Here is a 15,312-nt window from a genome sequence, read left to right as displayed (position 1 = left end):
AAAGGGAGAACAAATAAATTTGATGCTACTGATATAACACAAGGTGCAATACTAGTGTCAGGCACGTATACTGTATATACTATTCAAGCAACAATAAATGGAAAGACTGAAAGAATTGATTTAGAAATACCTGTTACAGTGACAACAACAGAAATTGAAAGTAACAACCACAGATGAAGTGGTTGATAGTATAACTGCAGGAAAAGAAAAAGTTTATATCGACAATGGCTTTGTTGATACAATTGAGGTAGTTTCAACTAATGAATTTGATGTAACATCAGCAATAACTAGACCAAATTATTTGAAGGAAATAACAACATTAAAATAGCTAGTTTAATTATTCAAGCAAACGGAAATGTGACTGTACAAAATTTAATCGTAAATGTAAATGGGACAGTGAATACAAATAAGAACATATATTAGTAAAGAATTCTTTTACTATTAAATAGCTTCCTAATTATCATTCAGAATCGTTTGGTATATTTTGTGATAGTACAAATTATATAAGAAGATTGAAATAAATGATTAAGCAATCGAATGTATATAAATAAATCAAAAAATGGTAGGAACATGATAATGAAAAAAGATATTGTAATTGTGGTTAGTATCGTCATGCTATTTGCCATAGTTTTTGTGGTAGGGAATTGGCGTCATTTTTCTGCAAATAATGATGACAACATTGTAAAACAGGGGATGGCGGTTGTTGCAAATGAGCAACTTGAAAATAATAACACGATTAAGTTAAATGGGGATTGGTCCTTTTATCCGAATGTTTTGATATCGCCTCAACAGTCATTAGATGATTACAAGGATCGACGTATATCTATGAAGGTTCCTGATAAATGGGAGGGTTATTTTCAATTCAATGAAAAAGGACCTCTTGTTGGTACATATCATCTCGTAGTAAAGGTGCCTACAGAAGGGCAGTATGGTTTGTTTTTTCGCTATATTCACTCATCTAGTCGTGTTTTCATTAATGGTATCAACGTTGGGGGAAAGGGAAATCCAAGTACTTCTTTCTCGAGCTTTCAATCAGAGAATGATGACACATTTATTGTCTTCGGGCAAAGTAATGAACAAGAGCTTGATATATTAATACAGGTAGCTAGCTACAACAAATATCCAACAGCGGGAATGATTTATCCTGTTGAATTTGGAACAAAGGAGAACATACAGAATTTCTATGATCACAAGAGGTTGATTGATGTATTAGTGATTTTTGGATATATTGTTTTTGGCATCATTTATCTGACTATCTATGGACAAAGTCGCAAAAGGAAAGAAGAATTGTTTTTTGGACTTTATATGTTACTGATAGGTATTCAGTCGTCCTTTACTAATCACAAGATTTTCTTTCAAGTCTTTCCTATAGAAGAAACCTTTACCCAGTCACGTTTACAGCTTGGTATCATCCCTCTAATAGATATTTGTCAAATACTATTTCTTTATACTATGTATCCACAAGTGGCGAATAAAAAAATTGTCAATACACTTGTTATTTCACTAGGTTGCATTTTTTTTCTCTATGGTATTTATAATCCATTTTATATCGATAAAAGTGAAATGACTGAACAAGCAATGATTATTCGACAAGTTACATATGTTGCTTTAATTACTTTATTTACTGGCTACACTCAGTTGTTGTTTATCCGTGTTATGTTGCAAAAGCTAGGAGGTGCACGATATATATTAATCATTTTTGTAGGAGGTTGCTGTTACACGTTATTAGTAATCATAAATTTTTTAACAGAAGTACCTATTGCATATAGTGAATTGGTATTTTTGGGTTGTACATTAGTTGGCTTTACTTTACTCCTAAACTATCGTATGAATCTGGGCTTTACGAAGGCACAGACATTATCAAAGGAGCTATTAGTGCACAATCAAATGAAGGATGAATTTTTACTGAAAACCTCCCATGAATTGCGCACACCATTAAATGGGATTTTAAATTTATCAAAATTACTAATGGAAGGCGCTGAGGGGCCATTAAAACGTACTCAACAAGAGCAAGTGATATTAATTCATAATATAACACAGCGACTAGGATATTTAGTGGAAGATTTATTGTTTTCATCCAATCATATGTCAGGCGAACTACGTGTTTCACCTCGTACTGTACCGATAAGCATTATAAATGATGTAGTTACAGAAATACGTAGTGTGATGCCTGCAAATAGTTACGTACGATTACTCGTTGAAGTAGATTTAACATTGCCACCCATGCTAACAGATGAATTGCGCTTTAAACAGATATTGTACAATCTATTACATAATGCTATCCAGCATACCGAAATTGGAGAAATTACTGTAACTGCCTATCAGCAACAAAAACATATGGTCATCGAGGTAAGAGATACTGGAAAAGGTATTCCTGCTCAGGATTTAGAACGTATCTTTAATGCATTTTATCAAGTGAAAAATAATCATCATAAAGAAGGCCTTGGATTAGGATTGAGCATTGCAAAAAATATTGTAGATAAATTAAATGGTGCAATTTATGTAAAAAGTACTTTTGGGGAAGGAACTACCTTTACCTTTACAATGCCGCTTGCAGCAGAGGGTCAATCTGATAAAGATAATTCACTTGCCATTGTTGCACAAACTCCATCAGAAATACTACAGCTTGAGCTACCGCTGATTCATAAAGGTAACGATAAAAAAATCCTTGTTGTAGATGATGATCATGTCAATATAAAGGTGTTGGCAGATGTATTGGCTTTAAAGGGCTATACAGTGATTGGTGTGGATAATGGTTTTGACGCTGTCGATTATGTCAAATCGTATCAAGTGGATTGTATGCTAGTTGACTTAATGATGGAGGGAATGTCGGGCTATGATTTATGTAAGCAGGTGCGAAAGCATTATGATATGTTAGAACTTCCAATCATTGTTTTAACTGCTATTATGAAGCATTCAGATTTGATGTTAACCTTGCAGGTAGGAGCCAATGATTATTTACAAAAGCCAGTAGCAACGGATGAATTGCTTTTACGAATCGAATCATTATTAGCGGTTCGACAATCATCCCTAGATGCAATTGAGGTTGAAATGAATCATTTATATTCACAAGTGACACCTCATTTTGTCTATAATACACTCAATACAATTATTGGTTTGAGCTATACTGATACGGATAATACAAGGGAAGCATTATACTCCTTAGCGACATATTTCCGCGCAAAGCTCAATGTGCACTATCGTAACAATATGGTGTTGATTGAAGAAGAAGTAGAGCTACTAAAAGCATATCTTTATATAGAAAAGATGCGTTTTGGTGATCGTTTAACTGTCAAATATGATATTGATGAATCTATACAACTGATGATTCCAGCATTATCGCTACAGCCTTTAGTGGAAAATGCCGTTTTTCATGGTATTTCCAAAAAGCCAGAGGGTGGTACAATTGAGATAAGTGTCCAAAGAGAGGGACAATTTATCCGCATTAAAATATATGATAATGGAGTCGGTATACCTGCTAAAAAGTTACAACAATTAATGAATGAAGAAAGTTCGCGCATTGGTTTTACAAATCCACTAAAAAAATTTAAATTAATGAAAAATGCGGATCTTCGTTTATATAGTGAAGAAGGTAAGGGGACAACTATTCTTATACTATTACCGGAGGGTGATGGAGCATGAATGTTATCATCATAGATGATGAAAGAATGGCTATTGATGTTTTACGTTTCAAATTAAATCGACTTACTCAGTTCCAGATTTCAATTAGAGGAACCTTTACAAATGCAAATGATGCGCTGCAATTTCTTAAAGAAGAATCGATTGATGTTGTTTTTTTAGATATAGAAATGATTGATGTGCATGGTTTACAAGTAGCAAAACAATTAATAAGGAATCCATTTATTCAAATAATATTTGTAACAGCACATGCTCAATTTGCAGTGGATGCATTTGACATAGAAGCAACGGACTATTTGTTAAAGCCCGTGCATGAGAAACGACTTATTAAGGCATTGATTAAAGCACAGCAGAAATTGCAATTACAAGAAGATGTAGAAAAAGAGAAAAAAGAACATCTCTTATATGCACATACATTTGGGAGCTTTTATTTATTGGATGCCCGACATGAGGTTATCAAGTGGCGTACTAGAAAAGTGCGGGAACTATTTTTATATTTATGGTTTCATCAAAAAAAACCCATGTTAAATGTTGTCATAATTGAGGAGCTCTGGCCTGATTTAGAATTTGAGAAGGCAGCCAGTAATTTACATACGTCTATTTACCAGTTAAGAAAGCTTTTTAAGGATAAAGGTATTCAAGATCCAATTCAATTAGTGAATAATCATTATCAACTAAATGTGGAGATGGCAAGTGATTATGATAAACTTACTCAATTGCTAGAGCAAAAAAGGCATGATGAAATATCCATCCAGCAGCTTTTAAATTGCTATGAAGGTGATTTTTTAGCTGAGGAGGAGTACCCTTGGGCTATTCAAACCCAGCTGCGCTTAAAGCAAGGAGTTTTGCATGTACTAGAAATGTATATTACTACAATGGATTCTATGAATTCATTGTTAAAATTAAACTGTTTACAAAAAATGCTAGAATTTGATGAGTTTAATGAGGACTATATGTTTCTTCTATTAGAATTTTTAATTGGGCAAAACAAAAAACAGGATTGTATAAAGTATTATGAGAGAATAGAAGAGAAATTATCAGAAATTGGTATTTCAGTACCAGAGAAAATTCTTAGTATTTATAATGCATACATGGTTCGTATTTAAGACAATCTTAATTCTTTGCTTTCATCAATATAAATATGAGAAAATCCAAGTAGAAAGGGGCGAATTGGATGGATTCATTTACATTTTATAATCCAGTGAAATTACATTTTGGCGAAGATGCACTGGAGAAGTTAACGAAAGAGTTGGCGCAGCTTGGAAAAAAGGTATTAGTTGTTTACGGAGGGGGCAGCATTAAGAAAAACGGAGTGTACAATGCTGTCATTGAAAAATTACAAGAAGCGAATAAAATAATATTTGAATTAAGTGATGTTGAGCCAAATCCACGTGTAGAAACTGCAAGACTTGGCATTGATATTTGTAAGAAAGAAACAATTGATTTTGTTCTAGCAGTTGGGGGCGGTTCAGTTATTGACTGTTCAAAATTAATAGTTGCTGGTGCAAAATATGATGGCGACGCATGGGATATTGTGAAGCGTAAAGTCTTTGTAGATGAAGCTCTACCTCTTGGAACGGTTTTAACGCTGGCAGCAACAGGTTCTGAAATGAATTCAGGCTCAGTTATTACTAACGCAGCTACAGAAGAAAAATTAAGCTGGGGCAGCCCTGCTGTTTTTCCAAAATTCTCTATCCTAAATCCTGCCTATACGGTGACAGTGCCAAAAAATCATACCATTTACGGAATCGTGGATATGATGTCACATGTCTTTGAGCAATACTTCCATAATACGACAAATACACCGATTACAGATGAAATGTGTGAAGGTGTATTACGAACAGTTATTGCTACGGCACCTAAATTATTACAAGACCTTGAGAATTTCAAGTTACGTGAAACAATTTTATTGGCAGGAACAATTGGATTAAATGGCTTCTTATCAATTGGTTCCCGAGGCGATTGGGCATCTCATAATATTGAGCATGCTGTATCTGCCGTGTATGATATCCCGCATGCTGGTGGGTTAGCCATTTTACAGCCACACTGGATGCGTTTAAGTGTAAAAGTGAATCCTGAACGTTTTGCAGGCATAGCAGTTCGAGTATTTGGTGTGGATGCTACAGGAAAGACGTCAGAAGAGGTTGCCTACGAGGGAATCGACCGTTTATCTGCATTCTGGACATCGCTAGGAGCACCAAATCGCCTTGCAGATTATGATATTGACGATGAAAAATTCAATCAAATTGTTGAGCATGCTATGCAAAATGGACCATTTGGTAACTTTAATAAGTTACAGGAAGAAGATGTTCGTAAGATTTTACAAAATTCCCTTTAATATTGACCTAGAATGTGAGGCTACTTGTTGTAGTCTCATATTTTTTTATCTTCATTCAGCAGAAGACTCCCACCTCTACAGGTGGTGAGATGAATGCGGTTTTGGTTTCTTTTCAGTGGGTGTCCAAACACCTACTGAATGAAGATAAAGCCTCCGGCGGATGTCACGGATTTTCAAAGGAATGAATTGTGCAGGCACAATTCAAAATCCGGACGCAATTACGCCAAGGCGAAATTGATGCAAAGGTTAAGGAAACTTAACCCAAAATGTTGAAATTTGTCGTAGAAGTTTCTTTTGGCCTACAATCTAATTAAATAGACCGATACATAAGTAAAGAAAATACTCGAATTGGTAAAATTAATATGATAAAGGTAATGTTTATATTAAACGATTGTTTTATTTCTGAATATTTTATGTTTGTTTTTAGGACAATTTTCACTTGTTAGTATCAGGTTGAAATAAAAGGCTGTATTTTGTTATAAAGAAATCTGTTTGTAATAGAAGGTTTGTTGTCGTATTTACGCACTTAATGTAGGATTGTTCAGAATTTGTTCAACTGAGTTTATTAAAATGAAATCAATATTAAATATAGATTGGAGAGGGAGCAAATGTTGAAACAATTGCTTGAAGACCGAATTGTCACATTGCGTTATATTGAGACGCCATTTCAGCAGCATGTTTATAAAATGCAAAATTGTGTAGAAGTATTGGGAATTGAAGCGAAATCACTACAAATTGAAAATGACCAAATAGCAGCAGGATACATCGTTGATCAAAGTATCTTTTTTAAAAGTTTACGCTTTGGTCAAACAAATATTATCTTTACAGATGGTGTAAATAAAGCAATTGTACAATTATTTGTACGTCCTTCTGGTGAAATTATTGCAGAAGTGAAGCCTTATTTAGGTAATGCTGAGATTGTTCTAGTTTATTATCGAACAATCTTAGAAGATACAGCTATTGCAATTGATTTAAAAGGTGCTTTTAAGCATTATTTGGTAGCACATCAATTGATGAATGTTGAAGATTCAATTGCAGAGGTCCATTACGAGTCAATGCATCCTAATGTTTTAAAAGATTCTTATGCTGGTAATTTTGTTTTAGGATGTCATTCAAATGGAAGAGAGATTACCAATGCAGAGGAATATGCATTAGCCAATCGCTCAGCTACATTAAAATTCTCGAAAATTGTTATTCAACAGCAAGGTGTAAAAAAGATTATCGCATTAAAAATGTTATTAACGTTTTTGATTACTAATCATGTTTTTGTTAGTAATGAAGAGCCAGACTGTTTTAATGAAGAAGTATTAAAACAAAATCACCTAAAGTCAGTATAAAAAACAGCCAACTGCCTGAAATATGGCAATTGGCTGTTTCTTGTTTATTTAGTGGTTTATTGCTCTAATGTCGAGCTAGTGGGTCTATTTCCAATATGTTTCCATTCTAGTTTTCCATCATCCTCGTCAAATAATATGGCTACTTTCGATACACCCTTCTGACTTAAAATTACTTCTGTTAAATGGTCACGTACATCATCTAAAAAAGCTAATGATAAGTTAGCATCTGCTTCAGCAACTAATTCTACATGTAAAAATTCGCCTTCTTTAATAACTTCTAAACGAACAATATCTTTTATATTTGGATCATCCAAAACTAAATGAGCAATATGGTTTAGCATTTCTTCATCTGTTTCACCAATCACACCGCGTGCATTATCAAGGAATACCTTGGCTACTACATAGAACATCATGCAGCCGATAATCATTGAAACAAGTCCTTCGATATTTGCCCAACCTGTGAAATGTGCGATTAAAATAGCGCCGAACGCTAGGACATTACCACCTGTAGCTACTAAGTCTTCCATAAATACTAATTTTGTTGCTGGCTTAGCCCGATTTAAATAGGCAAAAGCTTTAGGAATGGTTGAGATACCTGCTTTCTCCTGCCCTGCCTCATGTAAAATCTCTACACCAGCTTTGGCAAGAACAGTTCCTTCTAAAATAATCCCGATAAAAAGTACACCAAGTGCTATAAGCATTCCTTTAGATTCACCTGTAGGATGGATAAAATGATGCCAGCCCTCTTTGACAGTTTCATAAGAAAGAATAGCCACAATAATTACCGCAAAAAGACAAACCAAATTGACTATTCGTCCAAAGCCACTAGGGAACTGTTTTGTTGGTGCCTTTTTTGAGAGAGCAGAGCCAATGTACACAAAAAATTGGTTTGCTGCATCGCCAAGTGAGTGCATCATTTCAGCAAACATGGCGACATTGCCTGTAAAGAAAAACGCAATACCTTTAATTAATCCTAAAAATGCATTTACACCTGCAGCCAAAAGGGAGGGTTTGTTACCGTCTTTTAATAGTTTTAATATTTCTGCCATCGTTGAATCCTCCAACTAGTTTAAAATTTCCATTTCGATTTTTTCTATATAAGATAAGGCACGCAATGAACGGTAAAATGACAGTAGGTTATCAGAAACGATTAATGATAGACGTAAATCTAATTCGTGTAAAACATCATCATTATTTGGAACATCTTTAATGCGGATGTTCTCGATAATAATATTGTTTTCTTTTAGAAATTGTAAAAAGGCTTCCGTTTTCTCATCATTGTAAATCTGCACCTTCAATGATACTTCTCGCATACGAATTCGTTTTGGTCCTATTTTCATTAGGAAAGGCGATAAAACCTCAATTCCAAAAACAATAATAATAACAGCTAATGTTGCATCCATATAGAATCCCGCACCAACGGCAATACCGATTCCAGCAGCTCCCCAAATCATTGCAGCAGTTGTTAGACCTGAGATACTATCGTTTCCACGTCTTAAAATTACACCTGCTCCAAGAAATCCAATGCCACTGACTACCTGAGCTGCCAAGCGAAGAGGGTCCATTGTGATATTAATGTCTGACCTTGGTGGCGTGGAGTACGCGGTTTCAATTGAAATTATGGTTAATAGACAGCTAAATGTTGCAATGACTAAGCTTGTTTTTAATCCTACTGGTTTCTTTTTTAATTCCCTTTCAATACCGATTACTAAACTTAATGTGGCTGCAATCACTAATTTTATGCCAACTTCATATGTAATCATATTTCCTAATAATGTTTCCATACGCAACCCTCCACAGTTATTTCGTATTGCTAAGAGATATGCAAGCTGTCATTATTATATGTGCATTACTTTTTTGTATTGTACATCACGAAAGTATGTAAGTATAAGTATTTTTTTAGTGGAGGTGATGTTTTATGGAGAACCCTAAAATCAATCCATACATCCCAATTTTTATTGGTGTTATTTCTGTATCCTTGTCAGCTATTTTTGTAAAATTAGCAAATGCAGAAGCAGGCATTATTGCATTTTATCGTATGTTATTTTCGGTTTTGATTATGGCCCCCTTGTTTTTTTGGAAATACACAAAAGAGTTACGACAATTATCAAAAAGAGATTGGTTATTCTCATCTATTGCGGGTATTTTCTTAGCATTCCATTTTATTTTGTGGTTTGAATCACTAAATTACACATCTGTCGCAAGCTCTACAGTGCTGGTCACATTACAGCCATTGTTTGCATTTGTTGGTACTTATTTTTTCTTTAAAGAGAAAATTACGATGAAAACCATTTTTGCAGGTACTATCGCTATTGTTGGTAGTGTTTTAATTAGCTGGGGAGATTTTAAGCTCAGTGGAGCGGCGTTCTATGGAGATATACTCGCTCTAATTGCATGTGCTCTCGTTACAGCTTACCTTTTATTTGGTCAGGATGTACGTAAAAGATTATCTCTTGTGACTTACACGATGCTAGTTTATGTTGTTAGTACAATTACGTTATTTGCATATGTTCTTATTAAAGGCGAATCTTTTGGTCCATATCCTACAATGGATTGGGTATGGTTCATTTTATTAGCGATAGTTCCTAATTTATTTGGTCATACTCTATTTAATTGGGCTATCAAATATGTTAGTACAAATGTAGTTTCCATTGCGATATTATTTGAACCAATCGGTGCGGCTATATTAGCTCTTTTGATTTTTAAAGAGTATTTGATTGTCACACAATTGATTGGAGGACTAATTGTTATAATGGGAATTCTATTGTTTGTAATCGATGAGAAAAAGATTTTAAAGTTTTTTTCAAAAAATGCTTGATTTTTAAAATGCTATATTATATATTATTACTTGTCCTTAACAAGAAGGGCGACTTGATAAAAAGATTTTTTAAAAAAGTTGTTGACTTCTTGTTGAATACAAGTTAAGATAATAAAGTCGCTGAAAATAATCAGCAAAACATGAACCTTGAAAACTGAACAGCAAAACGTAATCAATAAAGTTTTTAGTAGCTAGCTTTTGCTAGTGAAGGAAACAAAAATTTTGGACATCAAAATTGATGCCAGCAAAACAATTTGAGCTAATCAAATTTCTTTTATGGAGAGTTTGATCCTGGCTCAGGACGAACGCTGGCGGCGTGCCTAATACATGCAAGTCGAGCGAACAGAGAAGGAGCTTGCTCCTTTGACGTTAGCGGCGGACGGGTGAGTAACACGTGGGCAACCTACCCTATAGTTTGGGATAACTCCGGGAAACCGGGGCTAATACCGAATAATCTATGTCACCTCATGGTGACATACTGAAAGACGGTTTCGGCTGTCGCTATAGGATGGGCCCGCGGCGCATTAGCTAGTTGGTGAGGTAATGGCTCACCAAGGCGACGATGCGTAGCCGACCTGAGAGGGTGATCGGCCACACTGGGACTGAGACACGGCCCAGACTCCTACGGGAGGCAGCAGTAGGGAATCTTCCACAATGGGCGAAAGCCTGATGGAGCAACGCCGCGTGAGTGAAGAAGGTTTTCGGATCGTAAAACTCTGTTGTAAGGGAAGAACAAGTACAGTAGTAACTGGCTGTACCTTGACGGTACCTTATTAGAAAGCCACGGCTAACTACGTGCCAGCAGCCGCGGTAATACGTAGGTGGCAAGCGTTGTCCGGAATTATTGGGCGTAAAGCGCGCGCAGGCGGTCCTTTAAGTCTGATGTGAAAGCCCACGGCTCAACCGTGGAGGGTCATTGGAAACTGGGGGACTTGAGTGCAGAAGAGGAAAGTGGAATTCCAAGTGTAGCGGTGAAATGCGTAGAGATTTGGAGGAACACCAGTGGCGAAGGCGACTTTCTGGTCTGTAACTGACGCTGAGGCGCGAAAGCGTGGGGAGCAAACAGGATTAGATACCCTGGTAGTCCACGCCGTAAACGATGAGTGCTAAGTGTTAGGGGGTTTCCGCCCCTTAGTGCTGCAGCTAACGCATTAAGCACTCCGCCTGGGGAGTACGGTCGCAAGACTGAAACTCAAAGGAATTGACGGGGGCCCGCACAAGCGGTGGAGCATGTGGTTTAATTCGAAGCAACGCGAAGAACCTTACCAGGTCTTGACATCCCGTTGACCACTGTAGAGATATAGTTTCCCCTTCGGGGGCAACGGTGACAGGTGGTGCATGGTTGTCGTCAGCTCGTGTCGTGAGATGTTGGGTTAAGTCCCGCAACGAGCGCAACCCTTGATCTTAGTTGCCATCATTTAGTTGGGCACTCTAAGGTGACTGCCGGTGATAAACCGGAGGAAGGTGGGGATGACGTCAAATCATCATGCCCCTTATGACCTGGGCTACACACGTGCTACAATGGACGATACAAACGGTTGCCAACTCGCGAGAGGGAGCTAATCCGATAAAGTCGTTCTCAGTTCGGATTGTAGGCTGCAACTCGCCTACATGAAGCCGGAATCGCTAGTAATCGCGGATCAGCATGCCGCGGTGAATACGTTCCCGGGCCTTGTACACACCGCCCGTCACACCACGAGAGTTTGTAACACCCGAAGTCGGTGAGGTAACCTTTTGGAGCCAGCCGCCGAAGGTGGGATAGATGATTGGGGTGAAGTCGTAACAAGGTAGCCGTATCGGAAGGTGCGGCTGGATCACCTCCTTTCTAAGGATTATTTCGGAATACAAACCTTGGGTTTGTAAGATTACGTTTTGCGTTCAGTTTTGAAGGTTCATTCTTTTTCGAATGAAATACTTCAAATATGTGCTCCTGTCACTACGTTTTCGTCGCAAAGCTGCGAAGAAGTAGAATCAGGCAGTAGCTTTGTTCTTTGAAAACTGGATAAAACGACATTGAAATTGTAACAAACACATTTATTTTTTAAGTTTTTTTATAGGCTTAATAACATAATAAAGGTTTCAAGACACGAGCAGTTCTAGGAAGCAATCGAGTGAATGAGGGAGCGTACTTAAGTACGTGACTGATTGAACGAGTGAAGCTGACAACGAAATGCGATGTGTATTGAAAGCTGTAGGTTAAGTTATTAAGGGCGCACGGCGAATGCCTTGGCACTAGGAGCCGAAGAAGGACGGCACTAACACCGATATGCTTCGGGGAGCTGTAAGTGAGCTTTGATCCGGAGATTTCCGAATGGGGGAACCCACTACGTTTAATCGCGTAGTATCTTGACGTGAATACATAGCGTCTTGAAGGCAGACCCAGGGAACTGAAACATCTAAGTACCTGGAGGAAGAGAAAGAAAAATCGATTCCCTGAGTAGCGGCGAGCGAAACGGGAAGAGCCCAAACCAAGAGGCTTGCCTCTTGGGGTTGTAGGACACTCTATACGGAGTTACAAAAGAGCGAGTTAGATGAAGCGACTTGGAAAGGTCCGCCAGAGCAGGTAAAAGCCCTGTAGTCGAAAGTTCGTTCTCTCCAGAGTGGATCCTGAGTACGGCGGAACACGTGAAATTCCGTCGGAATCCGGGAGGACCATCTCCCAAGGCTAAATACTACCTAGTGACCGATAGTGAACCAGTACCGTGAGGGAAAGGTGAAAAGCACCCCGGGAGGGGAGTGAAAGAGATCCTGAAACCGTGTGCCTACAAGTAGTTAGAGCCCGTTAATGGGTGATAGCGTGCCTTTTGTAGAATGAACCGGCGAGTTACGATTACGTGCGAGGTTAAGCTTTAGAAGGCGGAGCCGCAGCGAAAGCGAGTCTGAATAGGGCGAAATAGTACGTGGTCGTAGACCCGAAACCAGGTGATCTACCCATGTCCAGGGTGAAGGTAAGGTAACACTTACTGGAGGCCCGAACCCACGCACGTTGAAAAGTGCGGGGATGAGGTGTGGGTAGCGGAGAAATTCCAATCGAACTTGGAGATAGCTGGTTCTCTCCGAAATAGCTTTAGGGCTAGCCTCGTGATGAGAATACTGGAGGTAGAGCACTGTTTGGACTAGGGGGCCATCCCGGTTTACCGAATTCAGACAAACTCCGAATGCCAGATATTTATACACGGGAGTCAGACTGCGAGTGATAAGATCCGTAGTCAAAAGGGAAACAGCCCAGACCACCAGCTAAGGTCCCAAAGTAATCGTTAAGTGGAAAAGGATGTGGCGTTGCACAGACAACCAGGATGTTGGCTTAGAAGCAGCCATCATTTAAAGAGTGCGTAATAGCTCACTGGTCGAGTGACGCTGCGCCGAAAATGTATCGGGGCTAAACGATTCACCGAAGCTGTGGATTGACATCTACGATGTCAGTGGTAGGAGAGCGTTCTAAGTGCGTTGAAGTCAGACCGGAAGGACTGGTGGAGCGCTTAGAAGTGAGAATGCCGGTATGAGTAGCGAAAGACGGGTGAGAATCCCGTCCACCGTATGACTAAGGTTTCCTGAGGAAGGCTCGTCCGCTCAGGGTTAGTCGGGACCTAAGCCGAGGCCGATAGGCGTAGGCGATGGACAACAGGTTGATATTCCTGTACCACCTCCTCACCGTTTGAGAAATGGGGGGACGCAGTAGGATAGGGTAAGCGCGCCGTTGGTTGTGCGCGTCCAAGCAGTAAGGCGTGTGTGTAGGCAAATCCGCACACTGTAACGTTGAGCTGTGATGGCGAGTCCGTATGGACGAAGTTCCTGATTTCACACTGCCAAGAAAAGCCTCTATCGAGGTGAGAGGTGCCCGTACCGCAAACCGACACAGGTAGTCGAGGAGAGAATCCTAAGGTGTGCGAGAGAACTCTCGTTAAGGAACTCGGCAAAATGACCCCGTAACTTCGGGAGAAGGGGTGCTCTTGAGCGTGCAAGCGCATGAGAGCCGCAGTGAATAGGCCCAGGCGACTGTTTAGCAAAAACACAGGTCTCTGCAAAACCGTAAGGTGACGTATAGGGGCTGACGCCTGCCCGGTGCTGGAAGGTTAAGAGGAGTGGTTAGCGCAAGCGAAGCTGCGAATTGAAGCCCCAGTAAACGGCGGCCGTAACTATAACGGTCCTAAGGTAGCGAAATTCCTTGTCGGGTAAGTTCCGACCCGCACGAAAGGCGTAACGATCTGGGCACTGTCTCAACGAGAGACTCGGTGAAATTATAGTACCTGTGAAGATGCAGGTTACCCGCGACAGGACGGAAAGACCCCGTGGAGCTTTACTGTAGCCTGATATTGAATTTTGGTACAACTTGTACAGGATAGGTAGGAGCCAGAGATCTCGGAGCGCCAGCTTCGAAGGAGGCGTCGGTGGGATACTACCCTGGTTGTATTGAAATTCTAACCCATGCCCCTTAGCGGGGCAGGAGACAGTGTCAGGCGGACAGTTTGACTGGGGCGGTCGCCTCCTAAAAGGTAACGGAGGCGCCCAAAGGTTCCCTCAGAATGGTTGGAAATCATTCGTAGAGTGTAAAGGCACAAGGGAGCTTGACTGCGAGACCTACAAGTCGAGCAGGGTCGAAAGACGGGCTTAGTGATCCGGTGGTTCCGCATGGAAGGGCCATCGCTCAACGGATAAAAGCTACCCCGGGGATAACAGGCTTATCTCCCCCAAGAGTCCACATCGACGGGGAGGTTTGGCACCTCGATGTCGGCTCATCGCATCCTGGGGCTGTAGTCGGTCCCAAGGGTTGGGCTGTTCGCCCATTAAAGCGGTACGCGAGCTGGGTTCAGAACGTCGTGAGACAGTTCGGTCCCTATCCGTCGTGGGCGTAGGAAATTTGAGAGGAGCTGTCCTTAGTACGAGAGGACCGGGATGGACACACCGCTGGTGTACCAGTTGTCTTGCCAAAGGCATCGCTGGGTAGCTATGTGTGGACGGGATAAGTGCTGAAAGCATCTAAGCATGAAGCCCCCCTCAAGATGAGATTTCCCATTACGCAAGTAAGTAAGATCCCTCAAAGACGATGAGGTAGATAGGTTCGAGGTGGAAGTGTGGTGACACATGGAGCTGACGAATACTAATCGATCGAGGACTTAACCAAAAAGTTTGAAGCATTCAATGCGCCGTTTATCCAGTTTTGAAAGAATAACCACTTTCAT

Annotated in this window: 8 protein-coding genes and 2 rRNA genes; 8 read left to right on the top strand and 2 right to left on the bottom strand. The window is 39.8% G+C overall.

Annotation, left to right across the window (positions count from 1 at the left end):
• The first annotated feature begins 154 nt into the window (after positions 1–154).
• From QNH24_RS20460 to QNH24_RS20440, 5 genes are all read left to right on the top strand, one after another.
• Entirely contained in the window at positions 155–328 is a 174-nt protein-coding gene (locus tag QNH24_RS20460; protein WP_283869287.1) for a hypothetical protein, read from the top strand.
• A 248-nt stretch (positions 329–576) separates the two neighbouring features.
• Complete coding sequence (locus QNH24_RS20455; protein WP_283869286.1) at positions 577–3,642, top strand: ATP-binding protein; 3,066 nt, start codon at positions 577–579, stop codon at positions 3,640–3,642.
• Complete coding sequence (locus tag QNH24_RS20450) at positions 3,639–4,745, top strand: response regulator (RefSeq protein WP_283869285.1); 1,107 nt, start codon at positions 3,639–3,641, stop codon at positions 4,743–4,745. Before QNH24_RS20455 ends, QNH24_RS20450 begins: the two co-directional genes overlap by 4 nt.
• Positions 4,746–4,813: 68 nt before the next feature.
• On the top strand, positions 4,814–5,977 hold the full coding sequence (locus tag QNH24_RS20445) for an iron-containing alcohol dehydrogenase (protein ID WP_283869284.1): 1,164 nt from the start codon (positions 4,814–4,816) through the stop codon (positions 5,975–5,977).
• 608 nt (positions 5,978–6,585) lie between these two features.
• Positions 6,586–7,314, top strand: a complete 729-nt coding sequence (locus tag QNH24_RS20440; RefSeq protein ID WP_283869283.1) for a hypothetical protein — start codon at positions 6,586–6,588, stop codon at positions 7,312–7,314.
• Between the two features lie 56 nt (positions 7,315–7,370).
• Here QNH24_RS20440 and QNH24_RS20435 read toward each other — a convergent pair whose 3' ends face one another.
• Positions 7,371–8,363 (bottom strand): cation diffusion facilitator family transporter, encoded by a 993-nt coding sequence (locus tag QNH24_RS20435; protein ID WP_283869282.1) that lies wholly within the window; start codon positions 8,361–8,363, stop codon positions 7,371–7,373.
• A 15-nt stretch (positions 8,364–8,378) separates the two neighbouring features.
• Positions 8,379–9,098: an MgtC/SapB family protein gene (locus QNH24_RS20430; protein WP_283869281.1), complete on the bottom strand. Its 720-nt coding sequence runs from the start codon at positions 9,096–9,098 to the stop codon at positions 8,379–8,381.
• A gap of 134 nt (positions 9,099–9,232) precedes the next feature.
• Between QNH24_RS20430 and QNH24_RS20425 the strand changes: the two genes are divergently transcribed.
• From QNH24_RS20425 to QNH24_RS20415, 3 genes are all read left to right on the top strand, one after another.
• Positions 9,233–10,132 (top strand): DMT family transporter, encoded by a 900-nt coding sequence (locus tag QNH24_RS20425; RefSeq protein WP_283869280.1) that lies wholly within the window; start codon positions 9,233–9,235, stop codon positions 10,130–10,132.
• Between the two features lie 273 nt (positions 10,133–10,405).
• A 16S ribosomal RNA gene (locus tag QNH24_RS20420) occupies positions 10,406–11,957 on the top strand.
• Positions 11,958–12,326: 369 nt separating this feature from the next.
• Positions 12,327–15,254: ribosomal RNA gene (locus tag QNH24_RS20415) — 23S ribosomal RNA — on the top strand.
• Together the 16S and 23S rRNA genes form the textbook arrangement of a ribosomal RNA operon.
• Positions 15,255–15,312: the final 58 nt, after the last annotated feature.

The organism is Lysinibacillus pakistanensis, assembly GCF_030123245.1.
Lineage (GTDB): Bacteria > Bacillota > Bacilli > Bacillales_A > Planococcaceae > Lysinibacillus > Lysinibacillus pakistanensis.
This window is presented reverse-complemented; position numbering and strand designations above follow the sequence as displayed.

What these genes read in the sequence shown, in the direction of transcription:
- QNH24_RS20455 (WP_283869286.1), top strand. Translation starts at nt 577, where the DNA reads ATGAAAAAAGATATTGTAATTGTGGTTAGTATCGTCATGCTATTTGCC.
- QNH24_RS20450 (WP_283869285.1), top strand. Translation starts at nt 3,639, where the DNA reads ATGAATGTTATCATCATAGATGATGAAAGAATGGCTATTGATGTTTTA.
- QNH24_RS20445 (WP_283869284.1), top strand. Translation starts at nt 4,814, where the DNA reads ATGGATTCATTTACATTTTATAATCCAGTGAAATTACATTTTGGCGAA.
- QNH24_RS20440 (WP_283869283.1), top strand. Translation starts at nt 6,586, where the DNA reads ATGTTGAAACAATTGCTTGAAGACCGAATTGTCACATTGCGTTATATT.
- QNH24_RS20435 (WP_283869282.1), bottom strand. Translation starts at nt 8,363, where the DNA reads ATGGCAGAAATATTAAAACTATTAAAAGACGGTAACAAACCCTCCCTT.
- QNH24_RS20430 (WP_283869281.1), bottom strand. Translation starts at nt 9,098, where the DNA reads ATGGAAACATTATTAGGAAATATGATTACATATGAAGTTGGCATAAAA.
- QNH24_RS20425 (WP_283869280.1), top strand. Translation starts at nt 9,233, where the DNA reads ATGGAGAACCCTAAAATCAATCCATACATCCCAATTTTTATTGGTGTT.